The organism is Pseudomonas hydrolytica, assembly GCF_021495345.1.
In the GTDB taxonomy this organism is placed as follows: Bacteria; Pseudomonadota; Gammaproteobacteria; order Pseudomonadales; family Pseudomonadaceae; genus Aquipseudomonas; species Aquipseudomonas hydrolytica.
Window position 1 is genome coordinate 916,163 of the sequence record NZ_CP099397.1, and the last position, 22,005, is coordinate 938,167.

Here is a 22,005-nt window from a genome sequence, read left to right on the forward strand (position 1 = left end):
TTTTCATTGGGTGGCAGCCGATCGGACTTCTTTCCGGGTGCGGCTGCCCTTTAGAATCATTCGCAACGGCGCTTGCCCTGGAGAACCCCGAACATGATGCTGAGCATTCCCGACGTGCTGAATGCCGAACAACTGCAGCAGTGCCGCGCCGCGCTCGAGGGCGGCAACTGGCAGGATGGTCGGCTCACCGCCGGGCACCAGGCGGTGAACGTCAAGGCCAATCAGCAGCTGGCCCAAGATGACCCGCTGACGCAGCAACTGGGCGATTTCATCCTGGCCTGCCTGGCCCAGCATCCGCGTTTCATGGCCGCCGCGTTGCCGCTGAAGGTGGTGCCGCCGCGCTTCAATCGCTATACCGAGGGCGGCACCTATGGCGACCATATCGACAACGCCGTGTTCAGCGTGCCGGGCACGCCGCATCGGATTCGCGCCGACCTCTCGGCCACCCTGTTCTTCTGCGAGCCGGACGAGTACGAAGGCGGCGAGCTGGTGGTGCAGGACAAACGCATCAAGCTGCCGGCCGGCCATCTGATTCTCTATTCCAGCGGCAGTCTGCATCGGGTCGAGCCGGTGACTCGCGGCGCGCGTCTGGCATCGTTCTTCTGGGTGCAGAGCCTGGTGCGTCAGGACGAGCAGCGCAGCGTGCTGCTGGAGCTGGACGACAGCATCCAGGCGCTGCGCCAGCAGGTGCCGGACAGCCCCGAACTGGTTCGGCTGACCGGGATCTACCACAACCTGTTGCGGCAATGGACGCAGACCTGAGTCAGCCCAGCGCCAACTGCGCTGCATGCCCCGGATTGCGTCCGGCTACAAATCAACGATGACAATGCGCCGAGAAACGCCATGGCCTTGCCCAAACTGCAGCAGATTCCACCGACCATCGCCGCCGTCGCCGACTACGAACCCTATGCCCGCGAGCGCATGAGCGAGCAGGCCTGGGCCTATCTGGCCGGCGGCGCCGCCGACGAGCTGAGCCTGGCCGACAATCGCGCCGCGTTCGAGCGTCTGCGCCTGCGTGGGCGGGTGCTGCAGGATCTGAGCGGCGGCAATACGCGCCTGCGCCTGTTCGGCCAGGATTTCGCCCATCCGGTCTTTCTCGCGCCGGTGGCCTATCAGAAGCTGGCGCATCCGGAGGGGGAGCTGGCCAGCGTGCTCGCGGCTTCTGCGCTGGGCGCCGGCATGGTGGTCAGCACCCAGGCCAGCGTCGAGCTGGAGGCCATTGCGGCGCAGGCGCAGGCACCCCTGTGGTTCCAGCTGTATATCCAGCCTGATCGCGAGTTCACTGCGGCCTTGATCCGCCGTGCAGAAAGCGCCGGCTACCAGGCGTTGGTGCTGACCGTGGACGCCCCCGTCAATGGCGTGCGCAATCGCGAGCAGCGCGCAGGTTTCGCCCTGCCGGCAGGCGTCGAGGCGGTCAATCTGCGCGGAATGCGGCCACTGCAGGCACAGGCCGAGCCGCACAACGGCAGTCTGCTGCTGGGTGGCCCGCTGCTGGCCGCGGCGCCGACCTGGGCCGACCTCACCTGGCTGCGTGAGCAGACGCGCTTGCCAATCCTGCTCAAGGGCATCATGAGCGGCGCCGACGCCGAACAGGCGATGGCGGCGGGGATGGACGGGCTGATCGTCTCCAACCATGGCGGACGCACGCTCGATGGTCTGCCTGCGACCATCGACGTGCTGCCCGAAGTCGCCGCCGCTGTGCAGGGGCGTGTGCCGCTGCTGCTCGATGGCGGTATCCGGCGTGGCAGCGACATCCTCAAGGCGCTGGCGCTGGGGGCGGACGCCGTGCTGGTGGGCAGGCCCTACGTCTTCGCTCTGGCGACCGCCGGGGCTATAGGCGTGGCGCATGTGCTGCAACTGCTGCGGGCCGAGCTGGAAGTGGCCATGGCCCTGACCGGCTGCGCCGATCTGGCCAGTATCGGGCCGCAGGTCATCTGGCGTTCGACGCTACGCTAGGCCGCCTGCCATCGGCCAGCAGGACCGCCGCCAACCCCTGGGGCATGGATCCTGTGCGCAACATGCGCATAAGAGCGCAAGGTTGTTGCTGATTATTTCATGCGGATGATATAGATTTGCATTTAGCTGCAAGCCGCTTCGCCGTGCCTGCGCGACCCGCTGCTCGTGACCCCCGGATATCAAGGGCAACGTCCGAGTATTTATGTGAATAATTATCAGTAGTCTAAGGTAGCAATTATCAAATGCGCGCCAAGAACTGCCAACGCTCCCTGCCTTCCAAGCGCCTGCTGGCCACTGCCGTCGGTCTTGCAGTCGCCTCGCTGAGCCTGCCCGCTCTGGCTGACGACGCCGTGCAGCTGGACAATCTGACCGTCAAGGCAAAGAGGGACAGCGGCTACAAGACGGAGAGCTCCGCATCGGCCAAGTACGTCAAACCGCTGCTCGATACGCCGCAGACCATCAATGTGGTGCCGGCCGAGGTGATTCGTGAGCAGCAGGCGCTGAGCCTGCGCCAGGTGCTGTCCAACGTCTCCGGCATTACCTTCAACGCCGGGGAGGGCGGTGGCGGCTCGGGTGACAGCATCAACATCCGCGGTTTCTCCGCCAACGCCAACCTGCAGATCGACGGCCTGCGCGACAGCGCCCAGACCAGCCGCACCGATACCTTCAATATCGAGCAGGTCGAGGTCATCAAGGGCCCCAATTCGGTATTCGGGGGCGCAGGTACCACGGGCGGCAGCATCAACATCATCAGCAAGCAGCCGCTGCAGCGAGACTTCACCGAAATCGGCGCCGGCCTCGGCACCGACAACTACCACCGCCTGACCCTGGACACCAACCAGACCCTCGATGGCGTGGGTGTCGGCAGCGCCGTGCGCCTGAACCTGATGGCGCACGAGAACGATGTCCCCGGGCGTGACCAGATCGACCGTGAGCGCTGGGGCATCGCGCCTTCGCTGGCGCTGGGCCTGAGCGAGGCGACTCGCCTGACCCTGAGCTATTTCCACCAGAGCGATGACAACCTGCCCGACTACGGCGTGCCCGCGCTGGATGGCAAGAAGCTGGCCGGCGTCAGCCGCGAGGATTACTTCGGCTGGAAGAATCTGGACAAGGAGCGCATCGAGCAGGACGCGTTCACCGTCAACCTCGAGCACGACATCAACGACGCGCTGCGTCTGCAGAACCTGACCCGTTACAGCCGTGTGGATCGCGAGACGGTGGTTTCCGCGTCGCATGTGAACCTGACCGGCGTGCCGGCGGGTAATTATCGTCCGGCCGGCCCGCAGGGTTATGGGCGTGACGTCACCACCGAAATGTGGATCAACCAGACCAACCTGCGCGCCAGCTTCGACACGTCCGGGCTGGCCCACGAGCTGGTCACCGGTGTCGAGGTGTCGCGCGAGAATCTCGACCTCAAGACCTACAACCATGGCCTGGGCAATGCCGTGTATCCGGGCAGCGGTTTCGACCTGTCCAACCCGCCCGGTCGCTGGAACGGCCCGATCAACAAGACCACCACCGGTTACACCGAGAACCAGCTGGATAACCGTGCGCTTTACGTGTTCGACAGCATTGCACTGAGCCCGCAGTGGGACCTGAACCTGGGGCTGCGTTATGACTGGTTCGATGCCGAGAGCGAGTCCTTCTCCGCCAGTCATGTGCGCACCGGCCGCTTCACCTCCACCGATGAAGAGCTCAGCAGCCGTGCCGGCCTGGTCTACAAGCCGGCCGAAAATGGCCGCATCTACGTCGCCTGGGGCACCTCCTTCAACCCCTCGGCGGAGAACGTCGCTTCCAACGGCGGTGGCTTGAACGCCGCGACCCAGAGCCTCAATCCCGAGAAGAACGAGACCTGGGAGCTGGGCACCAAGTGGGAGTTGTTCGACGGCCGCCTGATGCTCGATGGCGCGCTGTTCCGCGTCGACAAGACCGATGCGCGCGAGCAGCTGGCCGATGGCAGCTATATCCTGGCGGGCGAGCAGCGCGTGCAGGGTGTCGAGCTGGGGGCTACCGGCAAGCTGAGCGAGCGCTGGGACGTCTACGCCAACTACACCTTCCTCGACAGCGAGACCCTCAAGTCCACCATCGACCCGAACCGCGAGGGTCAGGCGCTGGGCAACACCCCGCCGCACTCGTTCAACCTGTGGACCACCTACGAGGTCGCTCAGGGTTGGACGCTGGGTTATGGCGCCCGTTACGTCAGCGAGCGCAACGTCAGTGCCAGCACCCAGGCCAAACTCGACGCCTACTGGCTGCACAACGCGATGATCGGCTACAAGGTCAACCGCAACCTCGACCTGCAGCTGAACGTCAACAACCTGTTCGACAAGGATTACGTCGAGCGTGTGCGGCAGAACATCGGTACCACCGCCCGCTCCTCGGCCATCGAGTACGGCGATGCGCGCTCGGCGATCCTGTCGGCGACCTACAGCTTCTGAGTGCCGCTGCGGCTTCCCTGGAAGTCGCCAGAAAGCAAAACGCCAGCCCCGGGGGCTGGCGTTTTGCATTGCAGTGTCCTGAATCAGAACTCGATGACGGTGGACAGCCAGAGGCGGCGCCCTTCTTCCAGAGTGCCGGTGGTCGACTGGCCGATCTGCGTGTAGTCGGACGCCCATCCGGTGGAACCGGTGTTGGTGGTGTAGTAGCTGCCGCTGGTGAAGTCCTTGTCGAACAGGTTGTAGATCGTGGCGCTGAACGTCAGGTTTTCGGTCGCCTTGAACGAACCCCCGAGGTGGAAGACTTCATAAGCCTTCAGATCACCGACGGCATCGTAAAGGGCCTTGTTCGCGGCGGTCAGGTTGGCGTAACGATCGGTGAAGCGGGCGCGCTCACCGCGATACTCCCCCTTGAACCACAGGGTCAGGCGGTCATTGGCAGCCCAGCTCAGGCGCGCATGGGCCATGTGCTCCGGCGTATTGGTGAGAGGCGCGCCTTTGTTGATGCCGCTTTTCTGTTCGCTGTCGGTGTAGGTGTAGTTGACGGCCAGCGCCCAGGCCGGTGCGAACTGCCAGCGACCCGCTACTTCCACGCCCTTGGTCACGGCTTCGCCGATGTTCACGCTCTGGGCGAAGTTCTCCTGAGTGAAACCCGGGCCATAGCTCACGCAGCCTGGCTGGTTCGGGTTCGCCGTGTAGAAACAGTTCGCCAGCGGTGTGCCGTCGTCGATCTTGTCCTTGAACTTGTTGTGAAACAGGGTGACGTTGGCATTGAAGTTGGCGAGGTTGTCGTAGTACGCGCCGATTTCGGTGTTGGTGGTGATCTCCGGGTCGAGGTCCGGACTGCCGATGGTGATGGTCGAGCCCTGGCCGGTCACACCGTTGATGCCATCGTGCAGCTGATTGAGCGTCGGAGTCTTGTAGCCACGGCTGACGCCGCCCTTGAGTGTCCAGGCGTCAGTGGTGTTCCAGACCAGGTAGGCGCGCGGGCTGATGTGGCCGCCGAAGGCTTCATGATCTTCGTAGCGGGCGCCCAGGGTCAGCGCCAGGTTGTCGCGCAGACGCCACTCGTCTTCGGCGAACAGCGCCCAGGAAGTCTGCTGGAAATCTTCGTCGGCGATGCCGTCGGTGACCTTGGCGTCCCACCACTGAGCGCCGACGGTGGTGATGTGCGATTCGCCCACTGGAGCGACCAGCTTGGTGTCGACGACCAGATCGGTCGACTTCAGCTCGCGGTCGTCGCCGATGATGATCGAGGGGAATCCGGTGTACGAGTTGCCGATCGGGTTACCGGGAATGGTGCGGCCGAAGGTTTCCGTGGTGTTGTGGGTGACGCTGCTTTCCAGCGTACCGAAGCTGAAACGTCCGGTATGGCTGAGGGCGAACTGATCGCGCTGGAAGCGCAGTTCATCCTTGTAACCATTGGCACGCAAGGGGGCATTGGTGGTGCAGCCGTCGGTCGCACTGCCGCCGTTCTTGCCATCGAGATTGCCCAGCTGGCAGTCGTCGTTGTTGTAGACCTGACGGCCGCGCTCGAAATCCAGCGAGAAGTCGTGGCTTTCGTTCGGGGTCAGCGTCAGGCGGCTGCCGAAGGTCGCGTTGCGGCCCTCGACCGGCGACGCGCCACGCTTGCTGACGGTACTGTCGTTGTCGAACTGCAGCTCCGACTCGCCGCGGTCATAGAAGCTGCCGCGCACAGCCAGGCCCAGCAGGCCTTCGACCAGCGGGCCGCTGGCATAGAGGCTGGTGCTGCTGGTGGCGCCATAGTCGCGGTTCTCCTGGAAGGTGTGGTCCAGGCTCAGGCTGGCTCCCCATTCCTTGGCCACCTTGCGGGTGATGATGTTGACCACGCCGCCCATGGCGTCAGAGCCATACAGGGTCGACATCGGCCCACGAATCACCTCGATGCGTTCGATGGCGGACATCGGCGGCATGAAGCTGGTGGCGGTTTCGTTGAAGCCGTTGGGCGTGACGTTGCCCGCGGTGTTCTGGCGCCGGCCGTCGATGAGGATCAGGGTGTAGTCGCTGGGCATGCCGCGAATGCTGATGTTCAGGCCGCCGGTCTTGCCGGTGCCCTGGCGCACGTCGATGCCTTCGACGTCTTCCAATGCCTGCGCCAGGTTGCTGTAGCGCTTCTGCTGCAACTCCTCGCGGCTGATCACGCTGATGCTGGCGGGGGCTTCGGTGATCTTCTGTTCGAAGCCGGAAGCGCTGACGACCACGTCGCCCAGGGCGATCGGCTCGTTGGCCTGGGCGCCGAAGCTGGCGGCCAGCGCAACGGCGCTAGCCAGGGCGGTACGGGAATTGAGGGCGGACATCGATCTACTCCTGGCAGTATGAGAGTGCAGGCGGAACGGTTGCGAACGGCCGGGATGATAGTGATTTGCATATAGGGTTCAATCGCGGGTGAGATCGATGACCACGGCAACGGCCTGGACGTGCCGTGGTGGCTGGGCTGCAGCCAGGTGTAAATTTTGTAAGTGCGATAAATTCTCGAATGCGCGGACAGGCTTTGCGGATGTTTTCCAGGCGCTCTAAGCTGCCGGCATGAACCGTATTCTTCTCAACTGCGACATGGGCGAGGGCTTCGGTGCCTGGCGCATGGGCGACGATGCGCTGGCCATGCCGCTGATCGATCAGGCCAACCTCGCCTGCGGCTTCCATGCCGGCGATCCGCTGATCATGGCGCGCAGCGTCAACCTGGCGATGGAGCATGGCGTGCGCATCGGCGCGCATCCTTCCTATCCGGATCTGCAGGGCTTCGGCCGCCGCCATCTGCAATGCTCGGCCGAAGAGGTGCGGGCGCTGGTGCTGTATCAGATCGGCGCGCTGGATGCCTTCTGCCGCGCCGCCGGTGGCCAGTTGGCCTACGTCAAGCCGCACGGCGCGCTGTACAACGATCTGGTGCGCGACGATGCGCTGCTGATGGCGGTGCTCGATGCCTGCCACTGCTACCGCAAGGGCCTGCCGTTGATGGTGCTGGCTCTGGCCGACAACGGCCGAGAGCTGCGCCTGGCCGACGAGGCGGACGTGCCGTTGATGTTCGAAGCCTTCGCCGACCGCGCCTACCTCTCGGACGGCCAGTTGGCTCCACGCCGGCTCAGTGGCGCGGTGCACCAGGATCCCGAGCGCATCCTCGCCCAGGCGTTGGCCATCGCCCGTGGCGAGCCCTTTGCCGATATCGATGGCAAGCCGCTGCAGTTGCGCGCCGACAGCCTGTGCGTGCACGGCGACAACCCCGAGTCGCTGGCCGTGCTGCGACGCTTGCGGGCGCAGCTGGATGCATTGTGAGGCGCGAGCCAAACATGACGTAGGGTGCGCCGTGCGCACCAGCGAGTTTTTGCAAGCCACGCAGCGATTGGTACGCGCAACACCCCCTACGCAGGCCGGCTAGCGGGGGCCGTTCGGCTGCCAGTCCAGGGTCAGCGCCTCCTGCCAGGCGAAACGCTCGAAATGACTGGCCACCACCTCCTGCAGGCGTTGCAGTTCTTCGCTGCCGGCGGCCTCGACCCGCAGGCGCAGCCCGTGAGCTTCGGCCTGCAGCGAGGCCAGGCCGAAGGCGAACTCGATACGGCCCTGTTGCGCGTCGAAGCTGACCGGAATCTTGTGTGCGAAGTGCTTGCACAGCCGGCCGATGTAGCGCGCGGGCGTGTCGGTGGTGACGAAAGCGCTGCTGCTCAATGTGTTCATCGCTGCTCCTTGGGTGCATTGCGCACCGGGTCTGCTGGTGGCCGCCGCTCCATCGCGTAGCGGCGGCAAGTCGGTTCAATAGGCCAGGGTGAAACGCTGACGGACATGCTGCGGCTGCTCGACTTCGTCCAGCAGCGCCACGGCCAGGTCCGCCAGCGAGATGCGTCCGGGCTGGTCGCCGTCCATCAGCAACTCGTCGCCTCCGAGGCGGAACTTGCCGGTGCGCGGCCCCGGCTCGAGCAGGGCGGCGGGGGAGAGGAAGGTCCACTCCAGCTCATGCTCGTCACGCAGCATGTTCAGTGCTTGGCGTGCGCCCTCGGCGCCTTCCTCGTACTCGGCGGGAAAATCCGGCGTGTCGATCAGCTGCAGGCCGGGGGCGACATAGAGGCTGCCGGCGCCACCGACCACCAGCAGGCGCCTGACTCCGGCCTGCCTGCTCGCAGCGAGGATGGCACGACTGCCGGCGATGAACTGCTCGCGAATGTCGGCCACACCCCAGCCGGGGTTGAAGGCACTGAGTACCGCATCGTGGCCACGCAGCTGTTCGGCCAGCGCCGCGCTGTCGTGCACGTCCGCTCGCACGGCGACCAGATTGGCATGAGCGGGCAGTTTTTCCGGATGGCGTACCAGGGCGGTGACCTGGTGGCCGCGATTCAGGGCTTCTTGCAGCAGCGGCGCGCCGACGTAACCGCTGGCGCCGATCAGGGCGAGTTTCATGGGGAGTGCCTCGGTGTGTGAAGGTGAACACATCATCCCTATGGATAAACGCCGGAAAAACTGGCTTGATGCACTTGGATAATTAAGCAGGGCTTCATAATGGAGCAGCTCAAACGCATGGCGCTGTTCGCCACGGTGGTGCAGAAGGGCTCGATGGTCGCTGCCGCCGAGGTCCTAGGCATGAGCGCGTCGGCCGTCAGCCAGCAGATCCGTCGGCTGGAGGAGGCCACTGGCGTCAGCCTGCTGCATCGCACCACGCGCAAGTTGACCCTGAGCGAGGCGGGGGCCCAGTTCTACGAGAGTTGCAGGCAAATCGTCGAGTTGGCCGAGCAGGCCGAGCAACGTCTGGCCGAGCAGCGTGACGCGCCGGTTGGTGAGCTGCGTATCGCCGCACCGGTCGGCTTTTCCGGGCCGGTGTTGAGTGAAGCGCTGGCGCCGCTCTTGAGCGCGCATCCGGCGCTGAGCCTGCGTCTGTTTTTCCAGGACGAGCAGATCGACCTGATCGAGCAGCGTATCGACCTGGCCATCCGCGTCGGCCAGCTGGATGACTCCAGCCTGGTGGCCCGGCATGTCGCGGACTGGCGCATGCTGGTCTGCGCTGCGCCGGCCTACCTGGCGCGCCACGTCTGGCCGACGCAGCCGCAGCAACTGCTCGATCTGGACTGGATCGCGCTGAACACCGAGCGCAGCCAGCATCTGCAGCTGCACGGGCCGGGCGGCGCAACGCAGCGCCTGCGTCTGGAAAGTCGCATCGCCTGCAACAACGTTCTTGCGGCGCGCCAGTTCACCCTGGCGGGCATGGGCGTTTCGCTGCAGCCGGAGCCGGAAATCCGCGAGCTGCTGGCGCGCGGCGAGCTGCTGGCCCTGCTGCCGGACTGGCAGCTGGAGCCGATCGGCCTGCATATCGTCACCCCGCGTCGCGACGCGCAACCGGCCAAGGTGCGCTATGCCATCGAGGCGCTAAGGCGGCATCTGGTCAGCGCATGATGATCAACAGTCGGCATCCGTCTCTGGCTGTGCGAGGATGGCCGGCAATCAATCTCTCCATCAGAAAGGACCCGTGATTCGCACCGATGAAGACGCCCAAACGTATTGAACCCCTGGTCGAGGATGGCCTGGTGGACGAGGTGCTTCGCCCGCTGATGAGCGGCAAGGAAGCAGCGGTCTATGTGGTGCGCTGCGGCGACGAGCTGCGCTGCGCCAAGGTCTACAAGGAAGCCAACAAGCGCAGCTTCCGCCAGGCCTCCGAGTATCAGGAAGGGCGCAAGGTGCGCGGCAGCCGCCAGGCGCGCGCCATGGCCAAAGGCAGCAAGTACGGGCGCAAGGAGCAGGAGCAGGCCTGGCAGAACGCCGAGGTCGCTGCGCTGTTTCACCTGGCCAGTGCTGGCGTGCGGGTGCCCAAGCCCTATGACTTTCTCGATGGCGTGCTGCTGATGGAACTGGTCACCGATGGCGAGGGTGACGTGGCCCCCAGGCTCAACGACGTCGACCTGCACCCGGACGACGCCCGTGAATTCCATGCCTTCATGATCCAGGAGATCGTCAAGATGCTCTGCGCCGGCCTGGTGCATGGCGACCTGTCGGAATTCAACGTGCTGCTCGGCCCCGACGGCCCGGTGATCATCGACCTGCCGCAGGCGGTGGACGCGGCGGCCAACAACCATGCCTTCAGCATGCTCGAGCGCGACGTGCGCAACATGGCCGAGTACTTCGGCCAGTTCGCCCCCGAGCTGAGATACACCAAGTACGCCAAGGAAATGTGGGCACTCTACGAGGCCGGCAAACTGACGCCGCACACCCAGCTGACCGGCGAGTTCGCCGAACCTGAGGACGCCGCCGATATCGATGCGGTGATGCGCGAGATCAAGGCCGCCCTGGCCGAAGAAGCGAAGAAACAGGCGCTGCGCAACGCCGAAGACGAGCCCAAGGACGTCGAACCCACACCACCCTGGATGCGTTGAGAGGGGGCGTAGGGTGCGCCGTTCGCACCATCTTCACACTGCGCCCGGTGCCGCGGGTGGGACTTTATAACTGGCGCGGCCCTACGGTTGACGGTGCGACGAACACCCCGGCGCACCGCAGCCCACCCCTTCCTCCAATCCCTGCAGAATCGGACAATCCGGCCGGCTATCGCCTTGACAACTGTCGGCCAGCTCCACCAGCGTATCGCGTAACGCGCTCATCTCGGCGATCTTGCGTTCCAGTTCTGCGATATGTCCCTCGGCCAGCGCCTTCACATCGGCACTGGCGCGCTGCTTGTCCTGCCACAGGGCCAGAAGCCGGCCCACTTCCTCCAGAGAAAACCCCAGATCCCGCGCCCGCTTGATAAAGGCCAGGCGGTGCAGATCCGACGCGCTGTACTGCCGATAACCACTCTCCGACCGCCCGGCGCGCGGCAGCAGGTCGATGGACTCGTAGTAGCGGATCATCTTGGCGCTGAGGCCGGTGTGCTTGGCGGCTTGGCCGATGTTCATGGATGCAGCCTTCTTGTCGGCAGAAACTCCGCGTGACTATGCCAGAGGGTTGAACCCGAAATGAATCTTGAGTTGGCCGATGATCATGCTGATCCAGAATACCGTCAGGCTGAAGCAAGTGAAGTACAACCATATCGACAGGGGTAGGCTGACCCTGGGTTTGTTCAAGCCCAGGGTGTAGCGGAAGCTATAACGGTGCATCCGGCAGAAACGGTCGAAAGGGCTGACGGACTCCTGCCTGAAATCAGGAAGCCTGGAAAAGTATGGGTCGAGCCGACTTATCCCATGGAAGCACATGTAGATGCCGTTGAAGCCGCCGGCGACGAAAAGCAGCACCCAGACGAGGACCAGCACGATTTCCAGGGGCGATGCGTCACTCACGCCGGGATACGCCTAGGCAAAGGGGCCAATCTGTAAATACCTGCCGAGCGCCGCCAAGCCTAATGTGATCCAAATGATGGTGAGGCTGAAGAACGAGAAATACAGCCAGAGCGATAGACCCGCGCCTACAGTGGGGCGGCGTATGCCTAGCGAGTAGAGAAAACTGTACTTGTGCAATCTATAGAAACCATCGAATGGGCTCCGTGATTCCCAGCTTGGATCAGGCTTGCTGGAGAAGTACCTATCCAGCCTGCGAATCCCGAAGAAGGCAGCATAGACATGATTGAGGGTGCCGGTCACCAGTATGAGCAATAGGGTATTCGCCAGAACGGCCCTGACCGATAGTGTGGCGTCCATTATCGGCTCGATTCATCGTCCGCTGTGCCTACCTGTCGGGCCAGCTCAGCCTCCCGCTCTGCGATAGCACGCTCCAGTTCCGGGGAGCGCTTGGCCCATTGTTCGGGTGGCAGGGGGTTTGACCATTCCACCGCTTCTGGGGCGGTCAGGTCGGGGATATTGGCGAGTTTTCGGATCAGCAGTACCGCAATCCAGGGCAAACCGAAAATGGTCAGGCCGAGAAAGGTCATGCAGGCAGCACCGAACTGGCCTTGCTTCAGCTCGCGGAACAACTGCTGGAATGCCTCGATCCATGCCCCCAGGTAGCCGCCGCGCTGAACCTTCTCATAGGCGTCTTCACGGGTGGTATCAGGCACCGCCTCCGGGCCGATTTCCATAAAGCTGCGAATACATTCCCACTGCGCCATGGAGCCAGTGCCACCTCCGGTATTGAGCATCATCACCCAGCCCGGTTTGTTCTCCGAATAGGCCTCATGCTCCTGCCCTTCGAGGGGCAACCAGAGGATAAGTGCACCCTGCTTGCTGGCGCCGCCGGTATTGAGGCTAAGCGCGCTGGGGGACACAGCATGCACACGCTCCCAGGGAACGAACCAGTAGTTGCCGTCCGGCTCGGTCACGCAGACCTCACGGCGCTGTCGGTTGAAGCGCAGGGGCGGTGTCAGTGGTTTACGCCATTGCTTTATAAAAAAGTACCAAAGCGGCCCCATGATCGCCGCCCCCACCAATGGGATAATCCCCAGATAGACCCAAGTTACACCTGGAACGGCAGAAGAGCTTGCAACGACCCAAACAGAAATCGCAATGAATACGAGGGACATGGCATGCAGCGTCATCCACCCCCCCCCCATGGCGAAACTACCGATATCCAGATAAACCGAGTTTTTGCGCCAGATGATATTCATCAGATCCTGGGGTGGCTGCCCGGTTGGTATCGGCAAAGGGGCCAGATGCTCCTGTTGGCGGAGAAAGCCGCGTTCGATATCGCCGGCCTGTGCGTTCATTACTGATCCTCGGGAGTCAAGACTGTCCGTTCGACCTCAACGGCGGGTAGGCTGTCGCTGAGCAATGGGCCGTCGCTGCTGCCATGCTCGGTAATACTGGTACCACGGATGATATAGCGCATGCCCTGGGCACCACCGACCACTAGTTGGCGGGGTTAAGGGTGCCGGTCAGCATGGCCAGGGGGTTATGGTAGATCACCTGCAACTGCCAGTAGCTGCCCTCCGGCTGTGCCGGCAGCTTGCCGCTCAGGCGCAGGCCCATACCCTGATGGATGGACAGCCACTGGCTGTGCACAGCGGCCAGCCAGTGGTGGGTGCAGTCGGTGGTAGAGACACTCTCCGGCTAGGTCAGCAACCCGGGATGGCGAACATCGTGATCACGAAGCCACATCGAATCCGCGCAACGCAAAGAAGCTCTGCCCTTGAAACTGCTGTGCTGAGCGCTGCGCGACGCTGAACACGAGTCGATCATGGACGAAGTGTCCGAAGAAGCGATGCACGGACTCACTGACTTCTCTGGGGTTCTTGTCGAACCATTCCGACAGCAGTACCAGCCAGATATCGGCCTGCTCCCGCGTACCCGCTGCGCGCCAGCCCAGCTTGGGATTGTTCAGGGCCAGGCGCATGTCATTGGCCTCTTCATCGACCTCTTCCAGCCAGCCGAAGTCATCCCGTAGCCTGGCGCGCTCGTCGGTGATGGCTTGCAGGCGCTGTGTACGGTCATCACGTTGCGCCGCAGTTTCGCGAGAGATACCAAGCATGCCGCTCATGCTGCCCAGTGCACTGATGCGCAGGCGCTCTTCCTCTTCTGCCAGTTGTCGCAGGCGTTCCTGGTAGGGCCTCCACAGCGCGGCCAGCCAGCGGATGTACAGACGCATATGGGCGGCGAAGAGCAACTCCTGCGGGCGCATGGGGGCGACGGCATAGAAGGGCTTGACGCTCTTCAATTCGGCGATGCTGGTTTGCGCCTCGCGCTCATAATGGCGGCTCAGCCCTTTGGCGCTGGCCTGCTCGAAGTGATCGTTGAAGATAAAGAGAGAGGCAGTATCCGCATCGATTTCATACAGCTGATCCAACGAAGGAAATGGCGCCCCCGCTCTGCGCGCGGCGTGATACATCTCATGCAGGCTCACCAGGGCCAGTTCGGCACTGGGCTTCTGCTCCCCGGGGAGCAGGCTGCCGCCGATATCCTCGCTAACGCCGGGCATCCATTTCTCCCGCCAGTTGGCCTTGCTGCTGCCAAGCAGGCGAGCACGGCGGTAGAAGCGACGTTCATGGGCCGCCACCAGATGCAACGCCTGCTTGACGTGCTCGGGCAAGGGGCCGCCATCGTCCAGCACGGTGCGCACGGGCAAGGGCAGGTAAGGAAGGTCGACATGGCTGCGGTCAACACCATCGAAGAGCCCAGCAAAGAGGATAGTCAGCGTCTTGCCCTGATAGCGGTAAGTGCCGTCGGCGGGTTGCGGCTCACGGCTTAGCAGTTCATGCAGGAAGGCGCGTGCCAAAGTGGCGCCGTAATCGAAGCCATAGACGGTCAATTCGATCCGTTTGAGAAGGGGGCGACCGGTTTGTGCCTCGATCTTGCCTATTGCGTCATTGATGAAATCAATTGCGCCCTCGATACGCGTATCAGCGCCGGTCTTCAACAGCTCGGCTACGAAGGCGTTATCACGCACAGGAGCCAATAGCTCGACGCTGGCATCGATTAAAGCTCCCTGGAGCAACTTCCCCGCCTTGACAGGCTTTTGCAGAAAGGCCTTGAGGTCTCGGCTGATGCGTTCCCACCAACTGCGTTTGGCATCGAGGATATCCTTAGCAGTCTCGATGGCCTCATCCTTGACCGCGTCAGCCGGTATATCGCTGGCCGTCGACTCGAAGCTAGCTAGTCCACTATTGGCGATTAGATTCAAGTCAGCGGAAAAATCCTCACCCAGGCCGGATGCATAGAATTTTCTATATGAAAAGAGTGGATCCTGAGGCTGATTGGGTTGATCAAACTTATGTACAAGGAACAGTTTAGCGATGTTACTGACCCGCCCCGTTTGCATATCCTTGATGCGGTGACGCCCGAAGCCGTCGAAGAAAAAACCGATCCTCAAGGTATGTTCACAGGGCGCGATATGCGAGCTGCGTTGCGCAGGGTTGCAGCGTGCGGACATGGCCGCTGCCTGTTCGGCAATGGTGTTGCTCATGGCGTAGTACCTTCCTTGGGTGCTTCCTTGAGGTTTTCATAAGGGCTGTCCAGATTGGGGCTCCAGAACAGACGCACCTGATCCCCCGGAAAAAAGTGCACATGCAGATACTTGTCTTGCCGGGTGCGGTGCGGGTTGGGCACTTGCCGGGTGATGGTCTCTTTTTCAACGCCCTGGCGAACCTGTTCCCCGGTGCGTCCCTTGATCCACTGCACTGTCAGCACATCGCCTTCGATACGCGCGCAGCATACGGCCCCACCATTGCCACCCCAGGCCTCGTTGACGAAATAGCTGAAGACAGGTCTATCCGTATGGTTGTGTCCATACAGAATGGCGCCGGGCATACGGGTGTAAGCCCAGGCTGCATAGGTGAGCACCAGCGCTACCGGCAGCAACAATTTGATCAGCGATCTGGCCGAGGCCGGCAAGGCACGCCAGCGGCGGAGCCCTTTATTAATGCGGTTCATCTGCTACCTCCTGTTCGGGTGCTTCCTTGAAGTTTTCGTAAAGACTGTCCAGATTGGCGCTCCAGAACAGACGGACTTGATCACCGGGGAAGAAGTGCACATGCAGGTACTTGTCTTGCCGGGTACGAGGCGGGTTGGGCACTCGCCGGGTGATGGTTTCCTCCCGCAGCCCAGCCTCGTACTGAGCTTGGGTGGTGCTCTTGATCCATTGCACTGTCAGCACATCGCCTTCGATACGCGTGCAGCATACGGCCCCACCATTGCCACCCCAGGCCTCGTTAACGAAATAGCTGAAGACAGGGCGATCCGTATGGTTGTGTCCATACAGAATGGCGCCGGGCATGCGGGTGTAAACCCAGGCTACGTAGGTGAGCACTAACACTATCGGCAGCAGCAGTTTGATCAGCGATCTGGCTGAGGCCGGCAAGGCCCGCCAGCGGCGGAGCCCTTGATCAACGGGGTTCATCTGCCATCTCTTGTTCGGGGGCTTCCTTTAGTGCCTTGTAAGGGCTGCCTGGGGTGGGGCTCCAGAACAGACGTACCTGATCCCCCGGAAAGAAATGCACATGCAGGTAATTGTCTTGCCGGGTGCGGGGCGGGCTGGGTACTTGCCGGGTGATGGTTTCCTCACGCAGCCCAGCATCGTACTGGGCTTGGGTGGTGCTCTTGATCCATTGCACGCTCAGCACATCACCCTCGATACGTGAGCAGCAGGCGGCACCTCCTCCGCCAAAAGCCGATGCATTTCCACCCCAGGCTTCGTTGACGGCGTAGCTGAAGATGGGGCGGTCGGTGTGGTTGTGTACGTACAGAGTTGCGCCGGGCATTTGCCGGTAAGCCCAAGCCATACAAACCAGCAGTAACGCCCCCACTAGCAACAAACCGATCAGGCTTTTGTGTGGCGATGATGGCGCCCACTTCATCCCTGTTCGTCCCGCTCGGCGAGCGCGTTGGCGAGGGCCAGCCCCTCATGCTCCACGCGCTGCAGCATCAATGGCCAATCGGGATGCAGGCTTAACGATTGGCCACTCATCAAGCTGTAGAGCGCGTGGAAGGCTTGATCCGACTGCTGGCTCAAGCCTGCTTCTCGAGCGTGCGATAGTGCCTGGCTTACCTGATCCAGGCGCTCGCCATGGCAGTCGCTGAGAAATACCTGCGGGGCATGCTGTTGCAACTCCTCCACCAGCGCCTGGGCATGCAGATCGACACCCAGCGCTTCGACCAGCGCCTGGTCGAGTTCGATGGGGTGATAGGCAGGCACGCTGCCTTGCGCCAGGCCCTCGAAGCGCTGCCAGCCCTGGGCGCTCGGTAGCCACCAGTGTTCGATGGGCCCGAATAGCCAGGCGTGCCAGGGTTGTTCCTGGCGTGCATGAAGGACGGGCAGCACGTTGCGCGCGTAGCTGCGTATCAGCAGCGTGTCGCCATCGATGTCGCGGCAGGCGAGGGCATCGCCCAGGTGTTGCTGCAACTGCAGCATGCTCAGGCGGCTACTCAGCCAGCCATGCCGGGCAGCGGGTGCGAGCCGTTCGTATTGTTCTTGCAAGGCGCTGAACGGTTGGCCACTCAGTTCGACCATTGCCGGGCCTTCGTAGCGCAGATGCTCCATGTCTGCCTGGTGCAGCAACGGCCAGATACTATGCTCGGCCAGCAGCGCTTGGCGGGCATCGGTGGAGAGGAGGCCAAGCTCCACCACCATGGTCAGGCTATGGCTAGCGGCCAGCGCCTGTTCCCAGTCACTGCGCGAGACGTCCAGATCATTCATATCGAGATTCCTGCCAGGATTGCGTTACCTTCGCGCATGGCTTTGCGCAGGCATTCGAGGCAGATGCCCTTGGGGGGCGTTAACTTTTTTCCGGCCGTGACGCGTTCGAGCAAACTGCCCGCTTGGTCGCTATCGGCCATCCCCGGTATCACCGGCATCAAAATCTTCAACCCCGACCCTCTACCCGGCCCACCCCCCGAATTCATCTTGATCGTCGCCCCGCTCAGGGTCACGCCGCTCGGGTCGAGCTTGAGGAAGCTGCCGCCGCCAGAAGCCGTGAGTTCCATGCCGGCGTCGATCACCACCTTGCTGCCGGCGTTGTAGTGAATCTCGTTGCCGGCTTCGATGAACTGGCCGGTGCCGATCCTGTTGTGCTGGGTGACGGCGACGGTGAGGTGGTCGTTGGCGCGCACTTCCACTTTGCGGTCGAGGTCGGTGGTGCGGTGTTCTTCGGCCTTAAGCTCGGTGTAGCTGTTGGCTTCGACCGTATCGTGGCGCTCGTTGCCGACGCGGATCTTCTGGTTGTGCTCAATGTTCTCGTCCCAGTCGCGCTGGGCGTGGATGTAGATTTGCTCGGCGCCCTTGCGGTCTTCGATGCGAAATTCGTTGTAGCCGCCACCGCCGGGGCTGCTCAGGGTCTTGAACACGCTGCGGGTCTTGTTCGCCGGCAGGTCGTAGGGCACGACGTGCTCGGCGTGGTACAGGCAGCCGGTGATCAGCGGCTGGTCGGGGTCGCCTTCGAGGAAGGTGACCAGCACTTCCATGCCCACCCGGGGAATGGCGATGCCGCCGTAGGCCTTGCCGGCCCAGTTGGAGGCCACGCGCAGCCAGCAACTGGTGGTGTCGTTGCCCAGGCCTTCGCGGTCCCAATGGAACTGCACCTTCACCCGGCCGTACTGGTCGCAGTGGATTTCCTCGCCAGCCGGACCGGTGACCACGGCCGTCTGGCTACCCAGTACCTTGGGTTTGCGATGTTCGAGCGCCGGGCGGTAGGGAATGTCCCAGGGCGTGGCGGTGAAGCGGTTGCGGTAGCCCTGCTGGAAGCCATCGCCGGGCAGGGTGTTGCTGGTGACCGACTCCTCCAGCACCTGCGGCTGCTTGCCTTCGTGAATCACTTCATCGAGTAGCCACAGGTCATTCCACTGCTGGCGCGGGTGGCCGGCCAGGGCGAGGAAGTGGCCGCTGATCAGGTACGCATCGCTCTCGCCTTCGGCCAGTTCGTAGTCGCTGCGCAGGCGCTCCAGGCTGCGTTTGGCCAGGTGCTTGCCGCGTGTGCGGTCGGTAAAGCGACCAGGGTAGTCGTAGACTTCCAGCGCCGGGCTGAACTCGCTGCGGTAGTCCGCCTCCATCCTCAGTTTGGGCTGCTCGAAGTCGTAGTCGCGCCAGGTGGCATGGGTGCTGCGGGTTTCCAGGCGCACGCCGAAGGCGCGTACCACTTCGTGATCGGCGGCCAGACCGCTGCCTTGCTGGTAATTCAGCGGATCGAGCTTGGGGAAGACGCTGGCGTCGTCGCCGAACACCAGGCGGTGGCTGTCTTCGCTGTGCTGGAAATGGAAGCTGATGCCTTCTTCCTCGCACAGGCGCTGGATGAAGTGCAGGTCACTCTCGTCGTACTGCACGCAGTAGTCGCGTTCGGGGTAGAGGTAGCCGAGCTGGAACTGATAGGCGTCGCTCTGGATGCCGTGCTCTTCGAGGATCTGGCCGATGATCTGCGGCACGGTGAGGTGCTGGAAGATGCGCTGGTTGTGGCGATGAGCCAGATAGGCGAGCTGAGGCCGCAGGCTGATGCGGTAGCGCGTCAGGCGCTTGCCCGAGTCGCCCTGTTCGATGGCGTAGACCACGCCATGCACACCCTTGCCGGAGGGGCCGAAGGTCAGGTAGGCGGTCTGGTTGATCAGCGCGTCGAGGTCGAGATCGGCGCGCTGGCTGACCAGCTCGATATCGAAACGGTAGGGCTTGTTGAGCGCTTCGCGCCCCTCGAAGCTCAGTACCTGCAGGTCGTTGTCGACGGCGGGAATGGCGAGGGTGATATGCGCCTGGTTGGCATCCAGCATGCCGTGGCCTCCATCCTTGAGTTGGGCGAGGCCTGAAGGGTGCCGGACGCGGCGTCTCGGTTCAATGATGGCATTCCCATACTATGCACCGGGTCATGAAAAAAGCGCCGAGGCGTCCGGGCTCGCTCCCTTGCTAGAGGTCTTGCGGTTTCCAGCGGGTCAGCAACAGGGCGTTGCTCACCACGCTGATGCTGGACAGCGCCATGGCGGCGCCGGCGAGCATGGGGTTGAGCAGGCCGGCTGCGGCCAGGGGAATGCCGACCAGGTTATAGATGAAGGCCCAGAACAGGTTCTGGCGGATCTTGGCGTAGGTGCGTCGGCTGATTTCCAGCGCGGCGGGCACCAGGCGCGGGTCGCCGCGCATCAGGGTGATGCCGGCCGCGTGCATGGCGGCATCGGTGCCGCCGCCCATGGCGATGCCGACATCCGCGGCGGCCAGTGCGGGGGCGTCGTTGATGCCGTCGCCGACCATGGCCACGGTGCCGTGCTGGCGCAGTTCGCCGATCAGGCGCGCCTTGTCTGCCGGCAGCACCTGGGCGTGGGGCTGATCGATGCCCAGTGCGTCGGCAACGGCGGCGACGCTGCCCGGGTTGTCCCCGCTGATCAGGTGGCTGCCGATGCCCTGTTCGCGCAACTTGGCGATGGCTTGCACGGCGCCGTCCTTGAGCGTGTCACCGAAGGCCAGCAGGCCCAGCAGACGCGGCGTCTCGCCGGTTTCGATCAGCCAGGACAGGGTGCGGCCTTCGGCCTCCCATGAGCGGGCGTATTCGGCCAGCGGGCCGCTTGGCAGGTGCAGCTCGTCGAGTAGGCGATGGCTGCCCAACTGCAGCGCACGGCCACTCACCGTACCGGCGATACCGCGGCCGGGCAGGGCGCGGCTGTCGCTGAGCGCGGGCAGGGCGATCTGTCGTTCGGCGCAACGTTGCAGCACGGCCTTGGCCAGGGGATGCTCGCTGCCCTGCTGCAGGCCGCCGGCCAGGCGCAGCAGTTCGTCCTCGCTGGCCTCGGCCAGGCCGATATGGACGATGCGCGGCTTGCCTTCGGTGAGGGTACCGGTCTTGTCGAAGGCGATGGTGTCGACGGCGTGGGCCACTTCCAGCGCTTCGGCGTCCTTGATCAGGATGCCGTGGCGCGCGGCGACGCCGGTGCCGGCCATGATCGCGGTCGGCGTGGCCAGGCCCAGCGCGCAGGGGCAGGCGATCACCAGCACCGCCACGGCGTTGAGCAGGGCGTTTTCCAGTGGCGCGCCGAATGCCAGCCAGCCGAGCAAGGTGGCCAGGGCGACCAGCAGCACCGCCGGGACGAAGACCTGGCTAACCTTGTCCACCAGCTTCTGGATCGGCGCCTTGGCCGCCTGGGCGTCTTCCACCAGGCGGATGATGCGTGCCAGCACGGTTTCCGCGCCCAGGGCGGTGGTTTCCACCAGCAGGCGGCCTTCACCGTTGATGGCGCCGGCGGTGACCTTGTCGCCCGGCTGCTTGGCCACCGGCAGGCTTTCGCCGCTGATCAGTGCCTCGTCGGCGTGGCTGTGTCCCTCCGTCACGCGCCCGTCCACCGGAAAGCGTTCGCCCGGTTTGACCAGCACCTGGTCGCCGAGCGCCAGGGCCTCGATGGCCACGTTTTCCTCGCGGCCGTCGATCAGGCGCACGGCGCGATCCGGGCGCAGCGCCTGCAGGGCGCGGATGGCGCTGGCGGTCTGGCGTTTGGCGCGGCTTTCCAGGTACTTGCCGAGCAGGATCAGGCTGATGATCACCGCCGAGGCCTCGAAATACAGGTGCGGCATGCCGCCAGGCGGCGTTACGGCCCATTGATACAGGCTCAGGCCGTAGCCGGCGCTGGTGCCGATGGCCACCAGTTGATCCATGTTGCCGGCACGCGCCTTGAGCGCCTGCCAGGCGGCGCGATAGAAGCGTGCGCCGAAGATGAACTGCACCGGCGTGGCGAGCAGGAACTGCAGCCAGGCCGGCAGCATCCAGTGCAGGCCGAAGGGCTCCACCAGCATCGGCAGCACCAGCGGCAGGGTCAGGGCAATGGCCGCCAGCAGTGTCAGGCGCTCGCGGCGCAGGCGACGGTGTGCGTCGTCGGTGCTCGGGCGAGCGTCGGGCAGGGTGGCTTTGTATCCGGCAGCGACCACGGCCTTCACGGCCTGCTGCGGATCGAAACCGGCGAGCACCTGCAGGTGAGCCTTCTCGTCGGCCAGGTTGACCGCCACCTGGCGGATGCCGGGCACCTTGTGCAGGGCGCGTTCGATACGGCCGACGCAGCTGGCGCAGGTCATGCCCTCGATGCCCAGTTCCAGCGGCTGGCTGGGTACGGCGTAGCCTGCGTCCTCGATGGCGGCGATCAGCTGCGTCAGGCTGGCGCCCGGCGCTTCGACGCGTGCCTGCTCGCTGGCCAGGTTGACGCTGGCGCTGGTCACCTGTGGCAGCTTGCGCAGTGCGCGTTCGACACGTCCGGCGCAACTGGCGCAGGTCATGCCCTGGATCGGCAGGTCGAAGGTGGTCATGGTCGGGCTCCCT

Annotated in this window: 21 protein-coding genes; 6 read left to right on the plus strand and 15 right to left on the minus strand. The window is 63.7% G+C overall.

Annotation, left to right across the window (positions count from 1 at the left end; genetic code table 11):
• The first annotated feature begins 93 nt into the window (after positions 1-93).
• From L1F06_RS04130 to L1F06_RS04140, 3 genes are all read left to right on the plus strand, one after another.
• Complete coding sequence (locus tag L1F06_RS04130; protein WP_129482868.1) at positions 94-762, plus strand: Fe2+-dependent dioxygenase; 669 nt, start codon at positions 94-96, stop codon at positions 760-762.
• A gap of 81 nt (positions 763-843) precedes the next feature.
• Complete coding sequence (locus L1F06_RS04135) at positions 844-1,956, plus strand: alpha-hydroxy acid oxidase (protein ID WP_129482869.1); 1,113 nt, start codon at positions 844-846, stop codon at positions 1,954-1,956.
• 242 nt (positions 1,957-2,198) lie between these two features.
• Complete coding sequence (locus tag L1F06_RS04140) at positions 2,199-4,394, plus strand: TonB-dependent receptor (protein WP_129482870.1); 2,196 nt, start codon at positions 2,199-2,201, stop codon at positions 4,392-4,394.
• An 83-nt stretch (positions 4,395-4,477) separates the two neighbouring features.
• Here L1F06_RS04140 and L1F06_RS04145 read toward each other — a convergent pair whose 3' ends face one another.
• The gene (locus L1F06_RS04145; RefSeq protein ID WP_129482871.1) at positions 4,478-6,709 is read right to left on the minus strand and encodes a TonB-dependent receptor domain-containing protein; all 2,232 of its coding nucleotides are present in this window, start codon (positions 6,707-6,709) and stop codon (positions 4,478-4,480) included.
• A 229-nt stretch (positions 6,710-6,938) separates the two neighbouring features.
• Between L1F06_RS04145 and L1F06_RS04150 the strand changes: the two genes are divergently transcribed.
• A complete protein-coding gene (locus L1F06_RS04150; protein ID WP_129482872.1) occupies positions 6,939-7,682 on the plus strand; it encodes a 5-oxoprolinase subunit PxpA in 744 nt (247 codons plus the stop codon).
• A 99-nt stretch (positions 7,683-7,781) separates the two neighbouring features.
• Here the strand turns inward: L1F06_RS04150 and L1F06_RS04155 are convergent, their stop codons facing one another.
• Both L1F06_RS04155 and L1F06_RS04160 read right to left on the minus strand, forming a co-directional pair.
• Positions 7,782-8,081, minus strand: a complete 300-nt coding sequence (locus L1F06_RS04155; protein WP_129482873.1) for a DUF2218 domain-containing protein — start codon at positions 8,079-8,081, stop codon at positions 7,782-7,784.
• Between the two features lie 75 nt (positions 8,082-8,156).
• The gene (locus tag L1F06_RS04160; protein ID WP_129482874.1) at positions 8,157-8,798 is read right to left on the minus strand and encodes an NAD(P)-dependent oxidoreductase; all 642 of its coding nucleotides are present in this window, start codon (positions 8,796-8,798) and stop codon (positions 8,157-8,159) included.
• 99 nt (positions 8,799-8,897) lie between these two features.
• On the opposite strand from L1F06_RS04160, the gene L1F06_RS04165 reads away from it, so the two are divergent.
• The gene (locus tag L1F06_RS04165; RefSeq protein ID WP_129482875.1) at positions 8,898-9,785 is read left to right on the plus strand and encodes a LysR family transcriptional regulator; all 888 of its coding nucleotides are present in this window, start codon (positions 8,898-8,900) and stop codon (positions 9,783-9,785) included.
• A gap of 86 nt (positions 9,786-9,871) precedes the next feature.
• Positions 9,872-10,759 carry a PA4780 family RIO1-like protein kinase gene (locus L1F06_RS04170; protein WP_129482876.1) on the plus strand — a complete coding sequence of 296 codons (888 nt, stop codon included), beginning with the start codon at positions 9,872-9,874 and terminating at the stop codon, positions 10,757-10,759.
• Positions 10,760-10,840: 81 nt separating this feature from the next.
• Here L1F06_RS04170 and cueR read toward each other — a convergent pair whose 3' ends face one another.
• From cueR to L1F06_RS04230, 12 genes are all read right to left on the minus strand, one after another.
• A complete protein-coding gene (gene cueR / locus L1F06_RS04175; protein WP_129482877.1) occupies positions 10,841-11,272 on the minus strand; it encodes a Cu(I)-responsive transcriptional regulator in 432 nt (143 codons plus the stop codon).
• A 36-nt stretch (positions 11,273-11,308) separates the two neighbouring features.
• Complete coding sequence (locus L1F06_RS04180) at positions 11,309-11,653, minus strand: hypothetical protein (RefSeq protein WP_252576728.1); 345 nt, start codon at positions 11,651-11,653, stop codon at positions 11,309-11,311.
• A gap of 12 nt (positions 11,654-11,665) precedes the next feature.
• Positions 11,666-12,010 (minus strand): hypothetical protein, encoded by a 345-nt coding sequence (locus L1F06_RS04185; RefSeq protein ID WP_252576729.1) that lies wholly within the window; start codon positions 12,008-12,010, stop codon positions 11,666-11,668.
• A complete protein-coding gene (locus L1F06_RS04190) occupies positions 12,010-13,011 on the minus strand; it encodes a hypothetical protein (RefSeq protein ID WP_129482878.1) in 1,002 nt (333 codons plus the stop codon). Before L1F06_RS04190 ends, L1F06_RS04185 begins: the two co-directional genes overlap by 1 nt.
• A 142-nt stretch (positions 13,012-13,153) precedes the next feature.
• On the minus strand, positions 13,154-13,306 hold the full coding sequence (locus L1F06_RS04195) for a hypothetical protein (protein WP_177491153.1): 153 nt from the start codon (positions 13,304-13,306) through the stop codon (positions 13,154-13,156).
• Between the two features lie 82 nt (positions 13,307-13,388).
• The gene (locus L1F06_RS04200) at positions 13,389-15,203 is read right to left on the minus strand and encodes a T6SS phospholipase effector Tle1-like catalytic domain-containing protein (protein ID WP_252576730.1); all 1,815 of its coding nucleotides are present in this window, start codon (positions 15,201-15,203) and stop codon (positions 13,389-13,391) included.
• Positions 15,200-15,670 (minus strand): DUF3304 domain-containing protein, encoded by a 471-nt coding sequence (locus tag L1F06_RS04205; protein WP_129482879.1) that lies wholly within the window; start codon positions 15,668-15,670, stop codon positions 15,200-15,202. The genes L1F06_RS04200 and L1F06_RS04205 overlap by 4 nt, the downstream gene beginning before the upstream one ends.
• Complete coding sequence (locus L1F06_RS04210) at positions 15,657-16,136, minus strand: DUF3304 domain-containing protein (RefSeq protein WP_129482880.1); 480 nt, start codon at positions 16,134-16,136, stop codon at positions 15,657-15,659. Before L1F06_RS04210 ends, L1F06_RS04205 begins: the two co-directional genes overlap by 14 nt.
• Entirely contained in the window at positions 16,123-16,593 is a 471-nt protein-coding gene (locus L1F06_RS04215) for a DUF3304 domain-containing protein (RefSeq protein ID WP_129482881.1), read from the minus strand. The genes L1F06_RS04210 and L1F06_RS04215 overlap by 14 nt, the downstream gene beginning before the upstream one ends.
• Positions 16,590-17,432: a DUF4123 domain-containing protein gene (locus tag L1F06_RS04220; RefSeq protein WP_129482882.1), complete on the minus strand. Its 843-nt coding sequence runs from the start codon at positions 17,430-17,432 to the stop codon at positions 16,590-16,592. Before L1F06_RS04220 ends, L1F06_RS04215 begins: the two co-directional genes overlap by 4 nt.
• The gene (locus L1F06_RS04225; protein ID WP_129482883.1) at positions 17,429-19,486 is read right to left on the minus strand and encodes a type VI secretion system Vgr family protein; all 2,058 of its coding nucleotides are present in this window, start codon (positions 19,484-19,486) and stop codon (positions 17,429-17,431) included. Before L1F06_RS04225 ends, L1F06_RS04220 begins: the two co-directional genes overlap by 4 nt.
• Before the next feature lie 133 nt (positions 19,487-19,619).
• Positions 19,620-21,992: a heavy metal translocating P-type ATPase gene (locus L1F06_RS04230; RefSeq protein WP_129482884.1), complete on the minus strand. Its 2,373-nt coding sequence runs from the start codon at positions 21,990-21,992 to the stop codon at positions 19,620-19,622.
• Positions 21,993-22,005: the final 13 nt, after the last annotated feature.

Coding starts and splice junctions, on each gene's coding strand:
- L1F06_RS04130 (WP_129482868.1), top strand. CDS start 94: ATGATGCTGAGCATTCCCGACGTGCTGAATGCCGAACAACTGCAGCAG.
- L1F06_RS04135 (WP_129482869.1), top strand. CDS start 844: ATGGCCTTGCCCAAACTGCAGCAGATTCCACCGACCATCGCCGCCGTC.
- L1F06_RS04140 (WP_129482870.1), top strand. CDS start 2,199: ATGCGCGCCAAGAACTGCCAACGCTCCCTGCCTTCCAAGCGCCTGCTG.
- L1F06_RS04145 (WP_129482871.1), bottom strand. CDS start 6,709: ATGTCCGCCCTCAATTCCCGTACCGCCCTGGCTAGCGCCGTTGCGCTG.
- L1F06_RS04150 (WP_129482872.1), top strand. CDS start 6,939: ATGAACCGTATTCTTCTCAACTGCGACATGGGCGAGGGCTTCGGTGCC.
- L1F06_RS04155 (WP_129482873.1), bottom strand. CDS start 8,081: ATGAACACATTGAGCAGCAGCGCTTTCGTCACCACCGACACGCCCGCG.
- L1F06_RS04160 (WP_129482874.1), bottom strand. CDS start 8,798: ATGAAACTCGCCCTGATCGGCGCCAGCGGTTACGTCGGCGCGCCGCTG.
- L1F06_RS04165 (WP_129482875.1), top strand. CDS start 8,898: ATGGAGCAGCTCAAACGCATGGCGCTGTTCGCCACGGTGGTGCAGAAG.
- L1F06_RS04170 (WP_129482876.1), top strand. CDS start 9,872: ATGAAGACGCCCAAACGTATTGAACCCCTGGTCGAGGATGGCCTGGTG.
- cueR (WP_129482877.1), bottom strand. CDS start 11,272: ATGAACATCGGCCAAGCCGCCAAGCACACCGGCCTCAGCGCCAAGATG.
- L1F06_RS04185 (WP_252576729.1), bottom strand. CDS start 12,010: ATGGACGCCACACTATCGGTCAGGGCCGTTCTGGCGAATACCCTATTG.
- L1F06_RS04190 (WP_129482878.1), bottom strand. CDS start 13,011: ATGAACGCACAGGCCGGCGATATCGAACGCGGCTTTCTCCGCCAACAG.
- L1F06_RS04200 (WP_252576730.1), bottom strand. CDS start 15,203: ATGAGCAACACCATTGCCGAACAGGCAGCGGCCATGTCCGCACGCTGC.
- L1F06_RS04205 (WP_129482879.1), bottom strand. CDS start 15,670: ATGAACCGCATTAATAAAGGGCTCCGCCGCTGGCGTGCCTTGCCGGCC.
- L1F06_RS04210 (WP_129482880.1), bottom strand. CDS start 16,136: ATGAACCCCGTTGATCAAGGGCTCCGCCGCTGGCGGGCCTTGCCGGCC.
- L1F06_RS04215 (WP_129482881.1), bottom strand. CDS start 16,593: ATGAAGTGGGCGCCATCATCGCCACACAAAAGCCTGATCGGTTTGTTG.
- L1F06_RS04220 (WP_129482882.1), bottom strand. CDS start 17,432: ATGAATGATCTGGACGTCTCGCGCAGTGACTGGGAACAGGCGCTGGCC.
- L1F06_RS04225 (WP_129482883.1), bottom strand. CDS start 19,486: ATGCTGGATGCCAACCAGGCGCATATCACCCTCGCCATTCCCGCCGTC.
- L1F06_RS04230 (WP_129482884.1), bottom strand. CDS start 21,992: ATGACCACCTTCGACCTGCCGATCCAGGGCATGACCTGCGCCAGTTGC.